The following is a 21,028-nucleotide window of genomic DNA, read 5'->3' as shown; positions in this document are numbered from 1 at the left end:
GGGATAATAAATGAAAAAGATTGCACTCTCTTTGGTGGCTCTTGGGTTACTCACTGCTCTGCCGGGCCTGGCGGCTACCCCCGCGCCGGTTCCGGCCGCCATTGCCAGCCACGACGGCCCCATTCGCATCGCGGTGATCCGCAACCTGGGCTCGGACGACAACACCACGCAGTTTGTTGCCGGGGCGATTCAGGAAGGGAAAAAGCTCGGGTTTAAGGTCAGCACGTTTTTAAGTAACGGGGACGACGCCAGATTCCAGGACTTCGTTAACCAGGCCATCAGCCAGAAATACGACGGGATTATTCTCTCTCAGGGGCGCGATCCGTACTCCACCGCGCTGGTGAAGAAGGCGGTGGATGCCGGGATCAAAGTTTCGGTGTTTGATACCGCCGTGAACGGCGAGATCCCGGGCGTAACCGTTACCCAGCAGGACGATGCCTCCCTGACCAACCTCTCTTTTGGTCAACTGGCGAAAGATTTCAACGGCAAGGCCAATATCGTCAAGCTGTGGGTGGCGGGCTTCCCGCCGATGGAGCGCCGTCAGGCGGCGTATAAAGAACTGCAAAAACAGTATCCGGAGATTAAAGAGCTGGAGTCCATCGGCGCGGTCTCCTCTGACGTGCAGGGCGACACCGCCAACAAGGTGGGGGCGATCCTGGCGAAATACCCGAAAGGTAAAATCGACGCCATCTGGGGGACCTGGGATGCCTTCAGCCAGGGCGCGTATAAGGCGCTGGAAGAGAACGGCCGCACCGAGATCAAGCTCTACAGCATCGACATCTCCAACCAGGATTTGCAGCTGATGCGCGAGCCGGGTAGCCCGTGGAAGGTGAGCGTGGCGGTAGATCCGAAGCTGATTGGCGCGACCAACGTACGCCTGATCGCCAATAAGATTGCCGGAGAAGCGACGCCTGCCACCTACGATTTCAAGGCGGCGGCTATTCCGCAGGCGCTGCTGACCGCCCAGCCGGGCGCGGTGAACGTGGCGTCGCTGGGGAAAATCATTCCGGGCTGGGGCCAGACGGAAGATTTTATCGCGCCGTGGTTTGCGACGCTGGAAGCCAGGTCAAAATAATGCCCGGTGGCGCTTCGCTTACCGGGCCTACGGTGTTGTAGGCCGGATAAGGCGCAGCCGCCATCCGGCGAAAGGACTTATACATGTCTGCATTACCTCAACCCGAATACAGCCGCAATATGCGGCTGATTGGCCATAGCGACCAGGGTGGTCGTCCGGACGGCGTACAGCTGATGGTGCACCGTGGTTTCGCCTGGATCGGTCATATGGTGTCGCAGGGCTTTTCCATCGTTGATGTGCGCGATCCGAAAAATCCAAAAGCCGCAGGTTACGTGCCTGCGCCGCCGGGTACCTGGAACGTACACCTCCAGGCGCACGACGATTTGCTGCTGGTCATCAACGCCCGGGATCTGTTTGCCGATGCGCGTTTTGCCGATGAGAAGGTCTACTACACCCGCCAGGTGGGGGAGACCGTCAGCGACGTGCAGGATAAAGGCTGGAGCGCCGGGCTGCGCGTCTTTGATATTTCCACGCCGGACGCGCCGCGCGAAATTGGCTTTCTGTCGCTGAGCGGCATCGGCATTCACCGCATCTGGTACGTCGGTGGCCGCTGGGCGTACGTCTCCGCGCTGATCGACGGTTTTACCGACTACATTTTTCTGACTATCGACCTGGCCGACCCGCGTAAGCCTGAAGTGGCGGGGCGCTGGTGGCTGCCCGGGATGAACCAGGCCGAAAGCGAACAGCCGGACTGGCCGGAAGGGAAACGCTACGCCCTGCACCATGCGATTATTGCCGGCGACACCGCGTATGGCAGCTGGCGCGACGGCGGCCTGACGCTGCTGGACGTGAAGGATCGCACCCGGCCTAAGCTCATTAGCCACCGTAACTGGAGCCCGCCGTTTGGCGGTGGGACGCACACTGCGCTGCCGCTGCCGGATCGCGACCTGCTGGTGGTGCTGGACGAGGCGGTGCTGGATAACCAGCAGGACGGCGAGAAGCTGATCTGGCTGTTTGATATCCGCGAGCCGTCGAACCCGGTAAGTATCTCTACCTTCCCGCAGCCGGATGAAACCGACTACGTGGCGAAAGGGGCGCATTTCGGCCCGCACAACCTGCACGAGAACCGGCCGGGGAGCTTTATCAGCTCAACGCTGATCTTCGCGACGTACCAGAACGCGGGCGTGCGCGCGTATGACATATCTAATCCGTATCGCCCGGTGGAAACGGGGGCGCTGGTGCCCGCGGCGCCTGCGAAGATGATGGATACGCGGCCCAACCGCCCGCAGGTGATCCAGTCATGCGACGTGTTTGTGGATGCGCAGGGGATTATTTACAGCACGGATTATAACGGCGGGTTGTCGGTGATTGAGTATCTGGGGTGAGTGCGGTTTGATGCCCTCACCCCGGCCCTCTCCCACAGGGAGAGGGAGAAAATCAGCTGTACTGCCGCACCCTTGCCACCAGCTCTTCTGCGCTGTCGATGCGGTCGGCAATCACAATCAGCGCCTTGCCAAGGGATATTGCATGGCGCAGGCATTCGTGACGCATCGCTTCATCCTGAATGGTGTCGATATCCGCCACGTGCGAAAGCCCGACGCTGCGGCGAATCAGCTCGGTGCCGCAGAATCCGATGGCGTCATGCCAGACCTTTTTCAGGAACGCGGAGGCATAGCCCGGCGCGCTGAGTGCGGCGTCGCGGGCTTTCTCGTTCGCCAGCGCCTGGAAGCGCTCCGCGAGGGTGTTCCACAGTTCCTGAATATCGGTCAGGCGCTGCTCGCGCGCGGCGGCGGCATCGCGAATGCCGAGGTGCCCCGGCAGGCCGCAGAAGTTGAGCAGCAGGTTGCCGATGGCGGTGCCGACGTCAAAACCGATTGGGCCGAAATAGCCGAACTCAGCGTCGATGGCCTTCAGGCTGCCGTCGGCCACAAAAATCGATCCGCTGTGAATGTCCCCGTGCAGCAGGGCTTCGGCGTGCGAGAAGAAGCGGTGCTTGAGGGAGGCCACGGCGATTTTAAGCTGGGCGTCGTCGCGCAGGGCGGCGACGTCGTTTTCCAGATCGGCCGGGTAGCTGTTGCGCGCGTGGATCTGGTACGGATCGTTGAAGAACAGATCTTCGGTGATCTCGCACATCTCCGGGTTGATGAATTTCGCCACCTGCGCTTTTTTCTCGTGCGGATGCAGATAAAAATCGCTGGTGTGGAACAGGGTGTGAGCCAGATATTCCCCCAGCTGACGCGCTGCCTGTGGGTAATAATTATTTTTGATCAGCTCGCCGCGCCAGATGCGATGGCTGGAGAGATCTTCCATCACCATCACCGCCAGTTCCGGATCAAAGTGGTGGATTTTCACCGTGTGCTGCGGGCTGTGCTGGTAATGCTCGACCAGGGTTTGCGCTTCAAGACGGGCGCGGTCCAGCGTCAGCGGCCAGGACTCGCCGACGCAGCGCACGTAGGGCAGCGCCTGCTTAACGATGATGCGGCTCACGCCCGCGCCGTCGAAAATTTTAAAGACCAGGTTGAGGTTGCCGTCGCCGATTTCCTGCGCCTCTACCAGCGATGAAGGATCGTCAAGTCCGCCAAACTGCCTGGCATACTCCACGGCATCCTGAGCGGTAAAGGTACGGTATTGCGACATGGCCTGCTCCTCAGTTTTGCTAGTTAAGACATGTGGACGTCTATACATCTGGATTTCATCCTGACACAATGTGCTACAACAACGCAACAGGGAATTAACGACATGCAGACATTACAGACGACCAGCCTGCGGGTGGCGGATAATCAGCTCTTTATTCTCGACCAGCAGGCGCTTCCGCAGGAGAAACGCTGGCTGGATGCCTCGACGGTGGAGGCGCTGGTCGGGCACATCCACGCCCTGCGGGTGCGCGGCGCGCCGCTGATTGGTCTCTCTGCAAGCCTGCTGCTGGCGCTGTTAGCGGAAAGCGGCAAAAGCCGCGATGAGCTGGCGGTGGCGCTGGAGACCCTGCGCGCCTCCCGCCCGACGGCGGTGAACCTGATGAACAATCTCGACCGCATGAAGCTGGCGCTGTGGCAGGAAGCGTTCGTTCCGGCGCTGGTGGCTGAAGCGCTGCGTCTGATTGACGAAGACAAACGGCTTTGTGACGCCATTGCCAGTGCGGGGAGCGCGCTGGTGAAGCCCGGCAGCCGTCTGCTGACCCACTGCAACACCGGCGGGCTGGCGACGGCGGGCGTCGGTACCGCGCTGGGGGTGATTGCCCGCGCGCATCAGGAAGGCAAGGTCAGCAACGTCTGGGTGGATGAAACCCGTCCGCTATTGCAGGGTGGCAGGCTGACCGCGTGGGAACTCGGCGAGCTGGGCGTACCGTATCAGCTGATCACCGACTCCATGGCCGCCAGCCTGATGGCAAAAGGGCAGGTGGACGCCGTATGGGTGGGTGCAGACCGCATTGCCGCCAACGGCGACGTGGCGAACAAAATCGGCACCTATTCCCTGGCGGTGCTGGCGAAGTTCCACGGTATTCCGTTCTACGTCGCCGCCCCGCAAACGACTCTCGACCCGGACTGCCCGAACGGGGATGCGATCCCGATTGAGCAGCGCGCGGCCAGCGAAGTGACGGGCGTGGCGGGAAGCTTTGGCGCGGTGCAGTGGGCGCCGCAAGAGGCGCAGGTTTATAACCCGGCGTTTGACGTCACCCCCGCCTCGCTGATTAGCGGCTGGGTACTGGATACAGGCGTGGTCACGCCGGACGAGGTGGCGGAAGGGAAATTTGCCTGAGTCCGGCTATCCTTTAAGCGGGGCCCTGAGAGGACAACATCGTGACGCTCGATCCTGACACAGACTTAAAACTGGAGCGCGTGGTGGATGCACCGCGCGACCTCAGCGATTGCGCGTCATCCGACGAAGGAGATCCGCGAGCAGCATGAGCAGATGGGCTTCCATGAAGGGTAGGGTGTTGTGCTGGATCAGCTGGTGGGGTATGTTAAGGGGCTTAACGCGTAGTGCGCACGGGTGCCCTCACCCCAACCCTCTCCCACGGGGAGAGGGGGCTAACCGTGCCTGTTCAGACTAGGCCAGGCGTGGATACGCATCCGCAATCGCATCCCCGGTAAACTGCGCCACCCAACCCTCCGGGTTATCGAAAATACGGATCGCCGTAAAGTTCGGCTCTGAGCCCATGTCAAACCAGTGCGGCGTGCCCGCGGGTACGGAAATCAGGTCGTTTTTCTCGCACAGCACCTGATACACCTCATCGCCGATGTGCAGGCAGAATAATCCCGCCCCTTCCACGAAAAAGCGCACTTCGTCTTCGCCGTGGGTGTGTTCGTTCAGGAACTTCGCGCGCAGCGCCTCTTTCTGCGGATTGTCGGCGCGCAGGCTGATCACATCCCAGCTCTGGTAACCTTTCTCTGCCACCAGCTTGTCGATCGCATGCTGATACGCCGCGATCACGGCTTCAGGCGCGGGATCGTGCCCTAAATCGCGATCCGCCGCCCAGCGTTCAAAACGCACGCCTTTCGCGTTGAGCTGTTGGGCGATCTCGGCGGCGTCGGTGCTGTGCCACTGGTGCTGACTGGCGTCTTTATCGGAATAAATGGTCAATGCGCTCATGAAGGGATCTGCTCCGGATTAATCTCGTCAAACTGGTGGATCTGATGATGATGGCTTGCGCCGTCATCTTCACCGCGAATCAGTTGCAGGGTGCGAAAACCCGCCTGTTCAGCCGCGTCCAGCTCCTGATGAATATCCGACAGGAACAGGATCTGCGACGGGGCGATGCCCGTTTGCGTCGCAATATTTTGATAAGACTGCACCTCGCGCTTGGCGCCAATGTGGGTATCAAAATAGCCGCTGAATAAGTGAGTAATATCACCTTCGTCGCTGTAGCCAAATAACAGTTTCTGCGCGGCGACGGAGCCAGAGGAATAAACATAAAGATCAATCCCTTGCGCCTTCCATTTTTCCAGCGCAGGCAGTACGTCAGGATAGAGATGTCCGGTAAAGTCACCGTTGACGTAACCGTCCTGCCAGATGATGCCTTGCAGGGCTTTGAGCGCCGTCGATTTGCGGTCTTCATCCATAAAGGTAAACAGCACGTTGATGAGATCGCTGACGCTGGCATGCGGAGCGCTGATTTCATCGCGCAGGTTGTCCAGAATCGATTTGACCGGCTCGGCGTACTGCTGCGCGGTCACAAAGGCCGCCAGCCGCTCACGCGCGTAGGGGAACAAAACATCATGGACAAAACGGATATCGCTGGTGGTCCCTTCAATATCCGTCACAATCGCGCGAATCATACTCTCTCCCATTGTCGTAAACGCATTTCGCATTCAAATAAGAATTCTAAACCTTCCAGATGACGGCGGGCTTCGGCCACGTCGCGTCCCCAGCAGGTTAAGCCATGGCCGCGCAGAAGAAAACCATAATTAAGCGGGCGTTCCTGCGCGTAATGGGCGATGCGTGAGGCGAGGGCGTCGATGTCCTGGTCGTTATCAAACACCGGGATGGCCACCGTATCCCGGTGCGTGGTCTGCCCGGTAAGGGATTTTTGCATCTCAAAACCGGTGATCTTCAGCTCGGCCTCGTTGACCAGACGCGACAGTACCGTGGCATTGACGGTGTGAACGTGCAGGACGGCGTTAGCCTCGGGGAACAGGCGATAGATGAGGGTATGCAGTCCGGTCTCTGCCGACGGTTTACGGCCAGACGGCGCACGGTTGGTGGCGATTTCAACCTGTAGAAAATCGGCGGTTGTCAGGCTGCCTTTGTCTTTTCCGGATTCGCTCAGCCAGCACAGGTGTTCATCCTGACGCACGGACATATTGCCGCCGGTAGCGGGCGCCCAGCCTTTAGCGCCAATCCAGCGGCAGGCCTCGACCAGGTGTGTGAGTTGCAGGTTGTCTGTCATTTCCTTTTACCCTCTCGGTCAGGAATATTTATATCGTTTAGACGTCTAAGCGTCTTGATTGCCAAAGACTAACATCGTGTTATAGTGTCAGCAACATAAGTATTACAGGCAGGCACACTACAATGAGCAATAACCCGTTGATCCCGCAGAGTAAACTTCCGAATCTTGGCACGACGATTTTTACGCAGATGAGCGCCCTGGCGCAGCAGCACAACGCCATTAACCTCTCGCAAGGTTTCCCGGATTTTGACGGGCCGAAATATTTGCAGGAGCGTCTGGCGTATCACGTTGCGCAGGGAGCCAACCAGTATGCGCCGATGACCGGCGTGCAGGCGTTGCGTGAGGCCATTGCGGATAAAACGGCGGAGTTATACGGCCATAAGCCTGACGCGAACAGCGATATCACGGTAACCGCAGGGGCGACCGAAGCGCTGTATGCGGCGATAACCGCCCTGGTGCGTACCGGCGATGAGGTGATTTGTTTTGACCCGAGCTACGATAGCTACGCCCCGGCGATTGAACTGGCCGGCGGCGTGGTGAAACGCGTGGCGCTCCAGCCGCCGCATTTTCGTCCGGACTGGCAGGCGTTTGCCGCGCTGCTGAGCGATAAAACCCGGCTGGTGATCCTGAATACGCCGCACAACCCATCGGCGACGGTGTGGCTGAAGAGCGATTTTGCCGCCCTGTGGCAGGCCATCGCCGAACGTGAAATCTATGTTCTGAGCGACGAGGTGTATGAGCATATCTGCTTCGCCGAAGAGGGGCATGCCAGCGTGCTGGCGCATCCGCAGCTTCGCGAGCGTGCAATCGCGGTATCGTCATTTGGCAAAACCTACCATATGACCGGCTGGAAGGTCGGGTACTGCGTGGCGCCCGCCGCCATCAGCGCTGAGCTGCGTAAAGTGCACCAGTATCTGACGTTTGCGGTGAACACACCCGCTCAGCTGGCGCTGGCGGACATGTTGCGCAGCGAACCCGGACACTACCGTGAGCTACCGGATTTTTACCGTGCGCGTCGGGATCGGTTTGTGGCTGCGTTGAGCCAGAGTCGGCTGGAGATTTTACCCTGTGAAGGCACTTACTTCCTGCTGGCCGACTACAGCGCGCTTTCCGATCTGGACGACGTGAGTTTCTGCCAGTGGCTGACGAAAGAGGTGGGTGTGGCGGCCATTCCGCTGTCGGTGTTCTGCGCCGATCCCTTCCCGCATAAGCTGATCCGGCTTTGCTTTGCGAAGCAGGAATCGACGCTGCTGGCAGCGGCTGCGCGGTTAAACGCGCTCTGACTATTTCACCGTCCAGGCTTCAGAAAAACGACGGTCTGCGAAGAGTTCGAGCAGACCGTTGATCTGCTTCAGACGCAGCACTTCATCGCTGTCCATACCCAATTCCTGACCAATTTTCTGTTCACTCCAGCCCATAAGCACCAGCTCGCGCACGATTTCTGACATGGCGTTGATCTGGTGGCGTCCGCGCGCGCGGTTATGGCGAATGGTCGCAGCCATGCGGTCGAACTTTTCCTGCCGCGCTTTACGCAGGCAGGTGACAGGAAGGTAACCCTTAAGCTGGCGCTTCAGGGTCGCCCGGTTACTGCCGATATCATGACGATGAAAACCATCGACAATTTCGTAGTGCTGTGGCGCATTTTCCGTCACAACGATAGGTTGTGTGAATCCATCCAGCTCCAGTGACTTGCTGAGCAGCCGCTTTTCCGGCGGCGCGACGTTATTTGGGTTGTAATCGTTAGCGGTGATGTTTGTCTTTTTTATCCACAATACGCAATCGACGGGCTGATCGCGAAAAGGGCTGATTTCATGTAATGCCTGACGAAACGCATTAATGGCGGCTATTTGCTCTTCTTCAGAAAGTGCCTGAAGGTACGTTTCCATTTCGGTGATTATTCGTTGTTGCATAAAATCCCCCATTCCTTGCGTTTTGCTTTCACTCTGTCGCTGTAGCGCTGATAGTGTTTAGGCTTATTTGGGCTAAACGAAAGTGCCCGGCACCAATAGTCATTGTTGAGTAAAACCTTACAAATGCGTCGCCAGGAAGGGATATCTTTTGCACCAATGTCACCCTCCTGCGTATCGGGAATATCGTCCATGCCTCGCTTTTGATACCAGTGGAGATAAACCGCGATTTTATTGCGGTAATGTTCCGCCGTATTTTGCGGCATGCTGTCGAGTAACAGCATGGCGTATTCGCGCCAGCCAAGATGATCGGGTTTCAGGATCTTCCTGTGTCCATAAAAATGGTTATCGTGCCCGGCATAAATACCGCCGCTGCGCACCCCGCAGGCGCGTTCACACATCGCCGCCCAGCGTTCGGGTTCAATGACATGATAGAGCCACAAGCCCTGACGCTGTTCCGGGCCAAACGGTTCGCAGATGCGCATATAACGCGGCGGCACCCCCGCCTTGTACATCAGGTCGTATAACGGGTTATAGCAACATTTTGATTTCGCGAACCACGTCCAGATGTCGGCGGTTTTCCAGTCGTACAAAGGGTAGATATACCAGGTATGCCCGCCCGGTGCGACGGTCGTCCAGGGTTTATCGTCAGAAAAGCGCTGCTTGCGTGCCGACGCGATAGCCAGAAAGCGGTTGTAGGATTCATCGGCGCGAATGCCTATCATCATGGCTGCCGGACGATTGAGGGAAAACCAGTCAGAGAAGCTGCGAACAAAGGTTTCGAAGGTCATTCCCGGCTGGTAGAAAGGAAAAAAAGCGGGATCGGTAATGGCGTCGTCAGGGGGCTGTCGCACCCACGGCGTGTCGGGTTCCCAGCATTGCCACTCTGGTTGAAACTGCGACAACGAATTTTGCGTGGTGAGGGGAAGGGCCACCCACCAGAAGTGATCTATCACATCGCTGTAGAGTGAGCGCATATGCTCGATATGGGCAATGGTATAGGTGAACTGCGCTTCCCAGTCTATAAACAGCACGTCAATTTTTCTTTTCATCTGCCTGGCGCGCAGCGCCGCGAGATGCAGCATGACGGTAGAATCTTTACCGCCTGAAAAGGAGACGCAAACCCGGGATATATTCTCAAGCGTCCACGCTATTCGCTCCTCGGTGGCGTTGAGGACATTTTGGGTCAACGGTATTTTATAGATTGACATGATCATTCTCTTCCTGAGTAATAATTACCTGAGACGGAGTCAATATGCGGAAGGATACAACAGGGAGGAGAAATAAAGGGAAATAAATTGTATGATTTTTTTAAATTATAAATTTAATGAATACATATGGAAATCTCCCGGCTACCCGAAAGTAGCCAGGGTTCATTAGGACTGCAATTGCGATAATTCTTCGATAAAGCAGGCGAACGTCGGGTTATTCAATGCCGAGCGATTATACATGGCGTATATTTTGATGGAGGGGACCTTTAAATCCGTCTCAATTTTCCGCAAATTTAATGCCGTGCCGTATTGCTCAAACGCTGGCAAGGGAGACAGACCAATAATATCGCTGAAGCTGATCATCGACAGCAGTGATATAAATGAATCACTGCGGAATACAATATTTCTTTCAGGAAGCAGCATTTCAGCACTTTCCTGGTAGGTTTTCACGCTGGCCTCATCGCTTAAAAAAGCCGTGAAATTTTCACGGAGAAGTTCTTCGGTTGTCGCGCTATGGCCGATACGTGGATGGCCCTGACGGCATACAAGCACAAAAGGCATCTCATAAAACAAGCTACAGGCCGTAGACCGACTTTGTATAGGTGAAAACGAAAAGATAAGGTCTGCTTTTCGATAGGCCAGCAGGTTTTCCGCTGAATCCGGCGCGAGGAAAATATCATGTAGTTCAATATGATAGTTATGCTTATCCATCAAAATCTGCATAGGACCAAGCATGATTTTGGGCGTCATAAATTGCGGGGAGTAGATCACGAAACTTTTCTTCAGCCCGCTGGTATGCATCATGTTAATAGTCTGTTCCAGTTGGTTGAGGTTCTGTTCCAGATGATGATGCAGATTTACGCCCACGGTGGTTGGCGTAATGCCTTTACCTGAACGAATGAACAGGGGATCGTTAAGCTGCCCGCGCAGACGTTGCAGCGACTGGCTTACGGCGGATGGCGTAATATACAGCGTCTCGGCGGCTTTACTGATGCTGAGATGCTGAAAAATACATTCAAATATGACTAAAAGGTTAAGGTCAAATTTTTTAAGGTCGTAGAGATTTGCCATGATTCGTCCTGATGCTGCCGTGTCTGCTGAAGTTACCACATCACTGATAACTATAGATTGAAGCTAGCCATTTACAATCCGTGTGGCTAACATACTTAATTAGTTTTTTAAGACGCCTTAATATATCACGGTGTCGGATTATTAAAATGGTTCTTCAAAGGAAGTTAAGATAATTTTATCTTTAGCAATGCGCCGTCGAAGGGAAAGTACAATTGACATTTATATTTAGAAAGAGATATATAAATTTGGTTGATTTATTCACTTTACTATTCGCACATTGTTCGATAAAACCTATCACAACCATAGGCAGGAATGCCGTCAGGGCGCATTGCCCTTCCGCTTCACTGGTGTTGTAATCAAAGCGCTGTTACGGCCTTGATACAAGGTATGTAGAGCGCAACGCAACGCCAGCTTCGGCTGGCACTGAATGTACCTGCGGGGAATTCAGGTATCAGGGCCGCCCGTTGAGGCGGCCTTTTTACTTTCAGGCTTTCCTGTAAAAGGTTCACCTTGCTGTCTTGTTGCTGTTGTAAGGTTTGGCTGATTGATTTGATAAAGCATATGCATTAGCCCCGATGAACAAAGTTGGTTACCTTACATCTCAACGAAAACACGGAGGAAGTACAGATGTCCTTGATTAACACCAAAATTAAACCTTTCAAAAACCAGGCGTTCAAAAACGGTGAGTTCATCGAAGTGACCGAGAAAGATACCGAAGGCCGCTGGAGCGTGTTCTTCTTCTATCCGGCTGACTTCACCTTCGTTTGCCCGACCGAACTGGGTGACGTGGCAGACCACTACGAAGAACTGCAAAAGCTGGGCGTAGACGTTTACTCTGTGTCTACCGATACCCACTTCACCCACAAAGCGTGGCACAGCAGCTCTGAAACTATCGCGAAAATCAAATACGCGATGATCGGCGACCCGACTGGCGCCCTGACCCGTAACTTCGACAACATGCGTGAAGATGAAGGCCTGGCTGACCGTGCGACCTTCGTTGTTGACCCGCAGGGCATTATCCAGGCTATCGAAGTTACCGCTGAAGGTATCGGCCGTGATGCATCTGACCTGCTGCGCAAAGTGAAAGCGGCTCAGTACGTTGCTTCTCACCCAGGCGAAGTGTGCCCGGCGAAATGGAAAGAAGGCGAAGCGACGCTGGCGCCATCTCTGGACCTGGTTGGCAAGATCTAAGTCTGTAAAACCTGGCGGCGCTACGCTTGCACAGGCCTACAGTATCGTAGGCCGGGTAAACGAAGTGCCACCCGGCAATCAATGGGCGCACCCGCGCCCATTTCATTCCAGCACCATGATGCAAGTTGCATTCAGGCAGCCCGTATAAGGCGGCTTGCATGATGACGTTTTAAGAGAGGGAAGAATAATGCTCGACACTAACATGAAAACCCAGCTCAAGGCCTACCTTGAGAAACTGACCAAACCTGTTGAGCTGATTGCCACGCTGGACGACAGCGCGAAATCGGCAGAAATCAAAGCACTGCTGACAGAGATTACTGAGCTGTCGCCGAAAGTGACCTTCAAAGAAGACAACACCCTGGCAGTCCGTAAACCTTCTTTCCTGATCGCCAACCCAGGGTCTGACCAGGGGCCACGTTTCGCGGGTTCTCCGCTGGGGCACGAATTTACGTCCCTGGTGCTGGCGCTGCTGTGGACCGGTGGTCATCCGTCAAAAGAAGCGCAGGCGCTGCTGGAGCAGATCCGCGATATCGACGGTGATTTTGAGTTTGAAACCTATTACTCACTCTCCTGCCACAACTGCCCGGACGTGGTGCAGGCGCTGAACCTGATGTCAGTCCTCAACCCGCGCATTAAGCACACGGCGATTGACGGCGGTACGTTCCAGAACGAAATCACCGAGCGCAACGTGATGGGCGTTCCGGCGGTTTACCTGAATGGTCAGGAGTTCGGCCAGGGGCGTATGACGCTGACCGAAATCGTCGCCAAAGTGGATACTGGCGCAGAAAAACGCGCGGCGGAAGAGTTGAACCAACGCGATGCTTATGACGTACTGATTGTTGGCTCCGGCCCGGCGGGCGCGGCAGCGGCGGTCTACTCCGCACGTAAAGGGATCCGTACCGGTCTGATGGGCGAGCGTTTCGGTGGTCAGGTTCTGGATACCGTAGACATTGAAAACTACATTTCCGTGCCGAAAACCGAAGGCCAGAAACTGGCCGGGGCGCTGAAAGCGCACGTCAGCGACTACGACGTGGATGTCATTGACAGCCAGAGCGCCAGCAAACTGGTTCCGGCGGCGGTCGAGGGTGGTTTGCACCAGATTGAAACAGCGTCCGGCGCGGTGCTGAAGGCGCGCAGCGTGATCATTGCCACCGGCGCGAAATGGCGCAACATGAACGTCCCGGGCGAAGATCAGTATCGCACCAAAGGCGTGACCTATTGCCCGCACTGTGACGGCCCGCTGTTCAAAGGTAAACGCGTCGCGGTGATCGGCGGCGGTAACTCCGGCGTGGAAGCGGCTATCGATCTGGCGGGAATTGTTGAACACGTTACCCTGCTGGAGTTCGCCCCTGAGATGAAAGCGGACCAGGTGTTGCAGGATAAAGTACGTAGCCTGAATAACGTCGACATTGTGCTCAATGCCCAGACGACAGAAGTGAAAGGCGACGGCAGCAAAGTGACCGGTCTGGAATACCGTGACCGCGTGAGTGGCGATATCCACAGCGTAGCGCTGGCAGGGATCTTTGTTCAGATTGGCCTGCTGCCAAACACCACCTGGCTGGAAGGCGCGATTGAGCGCAACCGCATGGGCGAGATCATCATCGATGCGAAATGCGAAACCAGCGTGAAGGGCGTATTTGCGGCGGGCGACTGCACCACCGTGCCGTACAAACAGATCATCATCGCCACCGGCGAAGGTGCGAAAGCGTCGCTGAGCTCGTTTGATTACCTGATCCGCACCAAAACCGCATAATAAAAGAAAGTAAGACTACACCTGCATAGCCGCCTTATCATAAGGCGGCTTTTTTTATCGCTTTTTTTGCACCTCTTTTTATTCCCTAATATTCTCGTCACTCATCCCGGCGTGAAGTAATTGCCTGCTTCGATCAATGAAATTAATAAGCGCGCTGATAATATTTTGTCGGTCATAATCGATAAATATTTATATTTTATATGAATGAACAGAATGTATTTGCAGGGTCAATATATGAATCGCTCACGCCGTTTGAAATAAACGGATTAATGTTTCGTGATTTTTTTAATGCCCCGGATAGCGCTGCACGACATATTCCGTTGCGCCATTTGCTCGACGGGTGCGATCTTCCGGAGGAGGAAAGACGGAACGTTGAGTATGATTTCAATGCCCTGTTTGTCGGCCCGGCGGCGCTGCTGGCACCGCCTTATGCCTGCGTCTATCTGGACGATGCTCCCGTGCTGATGGGGCCAACAACGCTGAGTGTCCGCGCGTTTCTGCAACGTATGGGTTTAGCGGTTGCCGCGGAAAATAGCGTACCCGATGACCATATCAGTCATGAAATTGAACTGGTGGTGATGCTTTCTGTCCATGCCCGACATTCCCCGCAATATCAGGATGCACTGGCCCGTTTCGTGTGCGGCCATCTTGAATTATGGCTTCCCGCATTTATCGAAAAAATAAACCTCAACGCGAAAACATCCGCAATTAAACGTCTCGCATTGCAACTGACTAATTGGTTTGATGAATTAAAAACGAGAGTAATATTATGAGCATTGATAAAGGGCAACTCAACAGACGCTCCTTTTTAAAAGGGCTGATTGCGTTAGGGAGCGTTGCCGCCTTGCCCGGCGGATTATTATCGTCCCGCTGTGCGCTGGCACAACCCCCCATTCCTTTTAACCCAAAAACCTACAAAATCTTCCGAAACGCCTGCCCGCGTAACTGCTATGACGCCTGTAGCTTAAAAACCTGGGTAAAGGACGAGGTGATCACCTTTGTCGAGGGGGCGAGTGAGTCTACTTATACCCACGGCGCGCCGTGCGTAAAAGGGTTGACCTATCCGCGCCGCGTTTATTCCCCGGACCGGATTAAATATCCCATGATTCAGGACGGCCGCGGCAGCGGAAAGTGGCGTCGCGTCTCCTGGGAAGAAGCGATGCAGAAGATTGCCAGCAAGATGTTGGAGATCAAAAAGAAAGATGGCTCGATGCTCGGCCTGGCGCTGTCGAAATACTCCGGCAACCTGGGAGTCATGAGCTATGCCGTTGAGGGGATGATGTCCTCGCTGGGCTATACCACGCGCTTTGCCGGGACGCCGTGCTGGCCGGCGGGCATTGACGCCCAACATTATGATATGGGCGACATGTGGTGTAACGATCCAGAAGATTTGGTGAAAGCCAAATACATCATCCTCTGGGGCGTCAACCCGGCGTGGTGCTCCATGCACTCCATGAAATATATCTATCAGGCGCGTGAGAAAGGGGCGAAAGTGGTGGTGATTGACCCGCTGTTCACGCAAACCGCCGCCAAGGCCGACCTCTATTTGCGCGTGCGTCCGGGTTCTGACGGCGCACTGGCGCTGGGGATGGCCCGTCACCTGCTGGATACTGGCCGCGTCGACCACGAGTTTGTGAACAACTTTGCGCACGGTTTCCCGGCGTTTGAACAGTACCTTCGCAATAACATCACGGTGGAGTGGGCATCTGAGATCTGCGGCCTGTCTGCGGAGGTTATCCGTCAGTTGGCGGAAGAGTTTACCGCCGTGAAGCCAGCGACGGTGTGGATTGGCTACGGCATGCAGCGCCACGTCAACGGCGGCGCGAATGTCCGCGCCATCGACGCATTTGTGGCGATGACCGGCAACATTGGCCTGGAAGGGGGCGGGGCCCGCTATGGTCACCTTCAGACCTGGGGTTACAACTACCACGCGATGACGCAAAAACCGCCTGCGGGCTCGGTGGGCATGGTCGGTGAAAGCGGCCCGGTGGGTGAGTTCGTTAGCGACAGCGGTGAAAAGCGCCACTATTCCGACCGCGCGCTGAACCTTAACCAGACCGCGCAGAGTATTCTTGATGCCAACGATCCGCCGATCCGTATGCTGTGGGTGGCGTGCAAAAACCCGTTCGCGCAGGATTTTGACCGCTACAAAATGGAAAAAGCCTTCAGCAAGCTGGAGATGGTGGTTTGCGTCGATCAGTTCTTCAACGAGACGGTGCAGCATGCCGATATCGTGCTGCCGGTCACCACAACCTTTGAGCACTGGAACCTTTCGTCCTCTTACTGGCATTACTGGCTTTCGGTGAATGAACCGGCCATTAAACCGATGTACGAGTGCAAGAGCGATCTGGATATTGCCGTGCTGCTCTCGCGAACCATCAACAAAATGGAACCCGGCTCGTGCACCTTCCCGCAGGATGTTGATCAGAAAAAATGGCTGGATCTGGAATTTAACGAGGGGATGGCGAAGCAGTTCGGCATTCGCTCGTGGGACGATCTGCTGAATGGCCCGGTGAAAGCCAGAATGGTCAGCTCGGCGGCCTGGCACGATCGCAAGTTTAAAACGCCATCGGGCAAGTATGAGTTCCTCTCTGAGCGGTGTGAAAAGAACGGCCATAAGGCACTGCCGGAGTATCTGCCTGCCGCAGAAGGGAAGCTGCCGTTCCACCTCTTTACGCCCCATTTGCAGTACGGGCTGCACTCTCAGTTTGTGAACCTCGACTGGATGCAGGTATTCTGGCCTGAACCTTTTGTCTATATCCATCCTGTTGCCGCGCAGAAGAAGGGCATTCGCGAACTGGCGAGGGTGAAGGTCTTTAACGAAGCCGGTGAAGTGGAGCTGCGCGCGAAGATCACCACCAACGTACCGGAAGATTTCCTGGTGATGTACGAATCCTGGTTTAACAAGCTCAAATACAACGTGCAGAACGTGGTGAAGGATACCCCCGCCGATATGGGCAAGATGGCAACCGGTGCGCCGGGAGCGGCAATTCACAGCCAGTTTGTCGACATTACCCTTATCGCGAATGAAGGAGCAGAGGCATGAGACGCGCATTTTTAGTCAACAGTGATAAGTGCATTGGCTGCCGCGGATGCGCAATGGCCTGCAAGAGCTTCAACCAGCTCGAACCGGAGCGTTTCTGGCGTTACGTCTATCCGCTGGATAAAGCGATTTATCCGCATGAGGAGCGGGCGTTCTACTCGCTGGCCTGTAACCACTGTGAGAACCCGGCCTGTCTGGCGGCGTGTCCGGTGGAAGCCTATACCAAACGCGATGATGGCGTGGTGGTGCATAACCCTGAACGCTGCATCGGCTGTAAAAACTGCATTCGTAACTGTCCGTATGGTGCGCCGCGCTTCAATGAAGAGACGCAAAAGGCTGAGAAATGCAGCATGTGTTATGAGCGTCTGGATATCGGGATGGCCCCGGCCTGTGTGAACGCGTGCCCGGTCGGTGCGCTGACGATAATCGATCTTGATGCCGATCCGCTGCCGAACAATGCCGTGCAGTACCCGCCGGGCTTTCCAGAAATGCCTCAACTCAATCCGGGCACGCGCTTCATTCTGGCCCGTCAGCCAAAGCAGCCGGGAGATAAATAATGGAAAAGTATGAGTTACCGCTTGTTATTTTTACCGTGCTAAGCCAGATGTCCGTTGGGATGACGCTGCTCCTGACCTGGCGTACGCTGCGAAATGAGATTGAAGGGAATCGCCTGTACTGGCTGATAACCGGCCTGATTCTGGGGGTGGCATCGATTGCGGCGATCCTGCACCTGGCGCATCCTGATCGTGCCTACAATGCGCTTATCAACCTTAAGCATGCCTGGCTGAGTCGTGAAATTCTGGGGGCGACGCTGTACGGCGCCACGATCGGCCTGGCCTTCCTCACCAAAGGCAATAAAGGGGCAGCGCTGCTGGCGTCCCTGTTCGGAATATTGCTGGTGGTGGTGCAGGGAATGACCTACGCGGCACCGGCGATGCAGGCCATTGCCAACGGCATCACGATGATGCTGTTCTTTGCCACCGTCTGGGTCATGGGCTGTGCGGCGACGCCGCTGCTCGGGCTGAGGGCGTCAACCGCCGCGCTGCGTCAGGGAATTATCGCCCTGATGGCGCTGCTGATTGCCGCGCCGGCTACCTGGCTCAGCGGGGGCACGATCATGAAAATGACCGCCCATGCCTGGCTCAGCTCACCGCTCTATCTGGGGAGCCTGCTGTGCTGTGTTGTGGGATGCGCACTTTCGCTGAAGCGTCAGCCGATGCAAAAAGCCGTGTTCGCGATCCTGCTGGTGGGCGTGGTGCTTAGCCGCCTGACCTTCTTCGGCGATACCGTCAGCACCATCGTCAATATAGGACATCTGTACTGATAAACTAAACCCCGCGAAAGCGGGGTTTTTTATCGGGCAGTTAGCGGACAACCATCACCGGAATGTGGGTGTGGCGGATCACGCTGGAGGCGTTCGACCCCAGCAGGTGAGTGGTGATGGAAGGGTTACGTGAACCAATCACTACCACGTCGGCATTTAATTCCCCCGCCAGCTCATTAACGGCGTCGCGCACGCTACCGAACCGGACGTGGGTTTTGATGCGGGAAGGATCGATGCTGAAGTGCCCGACCATGGTTTGCAGACGCGTCTCGGCTTCGTGCTGTAAATGCTCTTCAAAACGACGCACATCAGCAGCGAAACGATGCAGGCTCAGGCTGGCTGAGCCCGGTAAAACATGCAGAAGATGAATAATTCCGTCCTGCTGCGCGAGAAATTCCGCGTGACGTACAGCCTTATCACTCAGTTCCATTTCGAAAACATCAACCGGCATAATGATTGTTTGATACATAACCGTTTCTCCTTGTTAATAAACGCTGAAATCATTCAACCACAAAATATAAATGGTTTCTGTAATCCCGACAGCACTTTTTTATCTCGCCAGGATAAATCTCAAAACAGCCGGATTCCGGGGCAGATCCCGAGAGGTAGCTACCCTTTTATAAGCTTACCCACACCCTTTCGGAGGTTGCATGAAAGCTCTCACCTATCACGGTCCACATCATGTTCGGGTCGATAATGTCCCCGATCCGGGCATCGAACAGCCTGACGATATCATCCTGCGCGTAACCGCCACGGCGATCTGTGGTTCTGATTTGCATCTTTATCGCGGAAAAATTCCCAAGGTCCAGCACGGCGATATCTTTGGTCATGAATTTATGGGCGAGGTGGTGGAGTGCGGGAGCGAAGTGAAAAACGTGCAGAAAGGTGATCGGGTGGTGATCCCGTTTGTGATTGCCTGCGGTGACTGCTTCTTTTGCCAGATGCAACAGTACGCGGCCTGTGAAAACACGAACCGCGGACAGGGCGCGGCGCTGAACAAAAAGCAAATTCCCGCCCCTGCCGCGCTGTTTGGCTACAGCCATCTTTACGGCGGCGTGCCGGGCGGACAGGCGGAGTATGTGCGCGTCCCGAAAGGCAACGTGGGGCCGTTTAAGGTGCCTCAACTGCTGTCTGACGACAAAGCGCTTTTCCTGTCAGATATTCTGCCTACCGCCTGGCAGGCGGCGAAAAATGCGCAGATCCAGAAAGGCTCCAGCGTCGCCGTATTCGGTGCCGGGCCGGTGGGGTTACTGACCATTGCCTGCGCGCGGCTTCTTGGCGCAGAGCAGATTTTCGTGGTTGACCATCATCCCTATCGACTGCGGTTTGCCCAGGAGCGCTACGGCGCGATCCCGATTAACTTTGATGACGATAACGACGCAGCGGAGAAAATCATTGAGCAAACAGCCGGACAGCGCGGGGTGGATGCGGTGATTGATGCCGTCGGGTTTGAGGCCAAAGGCAGCACCACGGAAACGATCCTCAGTAACCTGAAAATTGAAGGCAGCAGCGGCAAAGCCCTGCGCCAATGCATTGCTGCGGTGCGGCGCGGCGGCGTGGTCAGCGTGCCGGGCGTGTACGCCGGTTTTATTCACGGCTTCCTGTTTGGCGATGCCTTCGATAAAGGGCTGAGCTTTAAGATGGGCCAGACCCACGTCCATGCCTGGCTGGGAGAGCTGCTGCCGCTCATCGAAAAAGGGCTGCTTACACCGGAAGATATTGTGACCCACTATCTACCGCTGGCTGATGCGGAGCGCGCCTATAAGATCTTCGAAAAACGGGAGGAGGAGTGCCGCAAGGTGATCCTGGTGCCTGGCGCAGACACCCCGGAGGCAGCGCAGCAGAAAGTGAAGGGACTGGTGAATGCCTTCCCCGGCGGCGTTGTGTGAAGTTCCTCACTCACCAGTGGCGCTCAAGGTACAGCACCGCCACGACGAGGATCGCCAGGATGATGAGAAAAACCAGTGTGATAACAAGTATCTCACCCATGACCGTCCCCACGGCACCACAACAGAGTAAGCGTGGATTAAGCGGTTTTTGTCCGGTATAGCACAATCGGGTGAATTTGCGGAAAGAGGATGCGAATGCATCCTCTGTGCAAAGCGGGGTCGCTTGTTCAGAAGGGATTAACGCAGGTAATCGCCAGCGGCTTCGGGCTGGTAGAGCAGCTCAAGCACTTCCAGGTGAGCTGAGGCGCCACCCGGGAGTTCCCAGTGGATGGTATCGCCCGTGCGCAGTCCAAGCAGCGCTGCGCCCACGGGTGCCAGCACCGACAGTTGCGTGCTGCTGTCGGTCATCTGCGCCGGATAGACCAGCGTACGGGTGAGCTCCTCGCCGGTGGTCAGGTTGCGGAACTTCACCTGGCTGTTCATGGTGACCACATCATGCGGCATGGTCTCAGGCGTACACATCTGCGCCCGGTCGAGCTCTTCGTTCAGCGCATCGGCTACCGGCAGCGAGGCGAATTCTGGTTTCTCCAACAGTCGGTCAATACGTTCTGCGTCGAGTTCATTGATGATAATCGTAGGTCTGGACATTTTTACTCCATGTCGTTAATGCTGCGTGTAACGCAGAAACCAATCCAAAAGAAAACCCTCGCCGTCTGGCAGCGAGGGTTTAACTTAGC

Annotated in this window: 21 protein-coding genes and 1 pseudogene; 12 read left to right on the top strand and 10 right to left on the bottom strand. The window is 55.8% G+C overall.

Annotated elements, in window-relative coordinates:
* Window positions 1-10: 10 nt before the first annotated feature.
* Entirely contained in the window at window positions 11-1,075 is a 1,065-nt protein-coding gene (locus RHN82_RS03715) for a sugar ABC transporter substrate-binding protein (RefSeq protein ID WP_047052943.1), read from the top strand.
* A gap of 83 nt (window positions 1,076-1,158) precedes the next feature.
* A complete protein-coding gene (locus RHN82_RS03710; RefSeq protein ID WP_047052945.1) occupies window positions 1,159-2,400 on the top strand; it encodes an LVIVD repeat-containing protein in 1,242 nt (413 codons plus the stop codon).
* Window positions 2,401-2,452: 52 nt separating this feature from the next.
* Here RHN82_RS03710 and mtnK read toward each other — a convergent pair whose 3' ends face one another.
* Entirely contained in the window at window positions 2,453-3,652 is a 1,200-nt protein-coding gene (gene mtnK, locus RHN82_RS03705; RefSeq protein ID WP_047052947.1) for an S-methyl-5-thioribose kinase, read from the bottom strand.
* 102 nt (window positions 3,653-3,754) lie between these two features.
* Between mtnK and mtnA the strand changes: the two genes are divergently transcribed.
* Together mtnA and RHN82_RS03695 are read left to right on the top strand one after the other, a co-directional pair.
* Window positions 3,755-4,771, top strand: a complete 1,017-nt coding sequence (gene mtnA, locus RHN82_RS03700) for an S-methyl-5-thioribose-1-phosphate isomerase (protein WP_047052949.1) — start codon at window positions 3,755-3,757, stop codon at window positions 4,769-4,771.
* Window positions 4,772-4,873: 102 nt separating this feature from the next.
* Window positions 4,874-4,945, top strand: a pseudogene (locus tag RHN82_RS03695) (polyketide cyclase); the annotation flags it as partial.
* A gap of 117 nt (window positions 4,946-5,062) precedes the next feature.
* Here RHN82_RS03695 and RHN82_RS03690 read toward each other — a convergent pair.
* Genes RHN82_RS03690 through RHN82_RS03680 form a run of 3 tightly spaced genes read right to left on the bottom strand, consistent with a single transcriptional unit; the run spans window position 5,063 to window position 6,902 of the window.
* Window positions 5,063-5,605 (bottom strand): acireductone dioxygenase, encoded by a 543-nt coding sequence (locus RHN82_RS03690; protein ID WP_023315605.1) that lies wholly within the window; start codon window positions 5,603-5,605, stop codon window positions 5,063-5,065.
* Entirely contained in the window at window positions 5,602-6,291 is a 690-nt protein-coding gene (gene mtnC / locus RHN82_RS03685) for an acireductone synthase (RefSeq protein WP_047052951.1), read from the bottom strand. Before mtnC ends, RHN82_RS03690 begins: the two co-directional genes overlap by 4 nt.
* Entirely contained in the window at window positions 6,288-6,902 is a 615-nt protein-coding gene (locus RHN82_RS03680) for a methylthioribulose 1-phosphate dehydratase (RefSeq protein ID WP_022650583.1), read from the bottom strand. The genes mtnC and RHN82_RS03680 overlap by 4 nt, the downstream gene beginning before the upstream one ends.
* Window positions 6,903-7,024: 122 nt before the next feature.
* Here RHN82_RS03680 and RHN82_RS03675 point away from each other — a divergent pair, with 122 nt between their 5' ends.
* The gene (locus RHN82_RS03675; RefSeq protein ID WP_047052953.1) at window positions 7,025-8,185 is read left to right on the top strand and encodes a pyridoxal phosphate-dependent aminotransferase; all 1,161 of its coding nucleotides are present in this window, start codon (window positions 7,025-7,027) and stop codon (window positions 8,183-8,185) included.
* Here the strand turns inward: RHN82_RS03675 and RHN82_RS03670 are convergent, their stop codons facing one another.
* The 3 genes from RHN82_RS03670 to citR form a co-directional block, all read right to left on the bottom strand.
* Entirely contained in the window at window positions 8,186-8,812 is a 627-nt protein-coding gene (locus RHN82_RS03670) for a ParB/RepB/Spo0J family partition protein (RefSeq protein WP_047052954.1), read from the bottom strand. It lies immediately after the preceding gene.
* The gene (locus tag RHN82_RS03665) at window positions 8,797-10,020 is read right to left on the bottom strand and encodes a phosphoadenosine phosphosulfate reductase (RefSeq protein ID WP_047053153.1); all 1,224 of its coding nucleotides are present in this window, start codon (window positions 10,018-10,020) and stop codon (window positions 8,797-8,799) included. The genes RHN82_RS03670 and RHN82_RS03665 overlap by 16 nt, the downstream gene beginning before the upstream one ends.
* Window positions 10,021-10,185: 165 nt before the next feature.
* Complete coding sequence (gene citR / locus RHN82_RS03660; protein ID WP_047052956.1) at window positions 10,186-11,091, bottom strand: DNA-binding transcriptional repressor CitR; 906 nt, start codon at window positions 11,089-11,091, stop codon at window positions 10,186-10,188.
* A 627-nt stretch (window positions 11,092-11,718) separates the two neighbouring features.
* On the opposite strand from citR, the gene ahpC reads away from it, so the two are divergent.
* From ahpC to RHN82_RS03630, 6 genes are all read left to right on the top strand, one after another.
* Entirely contained in the window at window positions 11,719-12,282 is a 564-nt protein-coding gene (ahpC, locus tag RHN82_RS03655; RefSeq protein WP_014882974.1) for an alkyl hydroperoxide reductase subunit C, read from the top strand.
* Window positions 12,283-12,469: 187 nt separating this feature from the next.
* Window positions 12,470-14,035 carry an alkyl hydroperoxide reductase subunit F gene (ahpF, locus tag RHN82_RS03650; RefSeq protein ID WP_047052959.1) on the top strand — a complete coding sequence of 522 codons (1,566 nt, stop codon included), beginning with the start codon at window positions 12,470-12,472 and terminating at the stop codon, window positions 14,033-14,035.
* A 200-nt stretch (window positions 14,036-14,235) separates the two neighbouring features.
* Window positions 14,236-14,808: a molecular chaperone gene (locus tag RHN82_RS03645; protein ID WP_047052961.1), complete on the top strand. Its 573-nt coding sequence runs from the start codon at window positions 14,236-14,238 to the stop codon at window positions 14,806-14,808.
* Entirely contained in the window at window positions 14,805-17,081 is a 2,277-nt protein-coding gene (locus tag RHN82_RS03640; protein WP_047052962.1) for a molybdopterin-dependent oxidoreductase, read from the top strand. Before RHN82_RS03645 ends, RHN82_RS03640 begins: the two co-directional genes overlap by 4 nt.
* Window positions 17,078-17,635, top strand: a complete 558-nt coding sequence (locus RHN82_RS03635; RefSeq protein ID WP_047052964.1) for a 4Fe-4S dicluster domain-containing protein — start codon at window positions 17,078-17,080, stop codon at window positions 17,633-17,635. The genes RHN82_RS03640 and RHN82_RS03635 overlap by 4 nt, the downstream gene beginning before the upstream one ends.
* Entirely contained in the window at window positions 17,635-18,402 is a 768-nt protein-coding gene (locus RHN82_RS03630) for a DmsC/YnfH family molybdoenzyme membrane anchor subunit (RefSeq protein WP_047052965.1), read from the top strand. Before RHN82_RS03635 ends, RHN82_RS03630 begins: the two co-directional genes overlap by 1 nt.
* A gap of 40 nt (window positions 18,403-18,442) precedes the next feature.
* Here the strand turns inward: RHN82_RS03630 and uspG are convergent, their stop codons facing one another.
* Window positions 18,443-18,871, bottom strand: coding sequence for a universal stress protein UspG (gene uspG / locus RHN82_RS03625; RefSeq protein WP_047052967.1), 429 nt, complete (start codon window positions 18,869-18,871; stop codon window positions 18,443-18,445).
* A gap of 181 nt (window positions 18,872-19,052) precedes the next feature.
* Between uspG and RHN82_RS03620 the strand changes: the two genes are divergently transcribed.
* Window positions 19,053-20,291 (top strand): zinc-dependent alcohol dehydrogenase, encoded by a 1,239-nt coding sequence (locus tag RHN82_RS03620; protein ID WP_015571156.1) that lies wholly within the window; start codon window positions 19,053-19,055, stop codon window positions 20,289-20,291.
* Window positions 20,292-20,301: 10 nt separating this feature from the next.
* Here RHN82_RS03620 and yldA read toward each other — a convergent pair whose 3' ends face one another.
* Complete coding sequence (gene yldA / locus RHN82_RS03615) at window positions 20,302-20,391, bottom strand: small membrane protein YldA (RefSeq protein ID WP_015571155.1); 90 nt, start codon at window positions 20,389-20,391, stop codon at window positions 20,302-20,304.
* A gap of 137 nt (window positions 20,392-20,528) precedes the next feature.
* A complete protein-coding gene (gene rnk / locus RHN82_RS03610) occupies window positions 20,529-20,939 on the bottom strand; it encodes a nucleoside diphosphate kinase regulator (protein WP_006809650.1) in 411 nt (136 codons plus the stop codon).
* Window positions 20,940-21,028: the final 89 nt, after the last annotated feature.

This window comes from Enterobacter cloacae complex sp. EB5, from assembly GCF_031432835.1.
Classification (GTDB): Bacteria; Pseudomonadota; Gammaproteobacteria; order Enterobacterales; family Enterobacteriaceae; genus Enterobacter; species Enterobacter hormaechei_C.
This window is presented reverse-complemented; position numbering and strand designations above follow the sequence as displayed.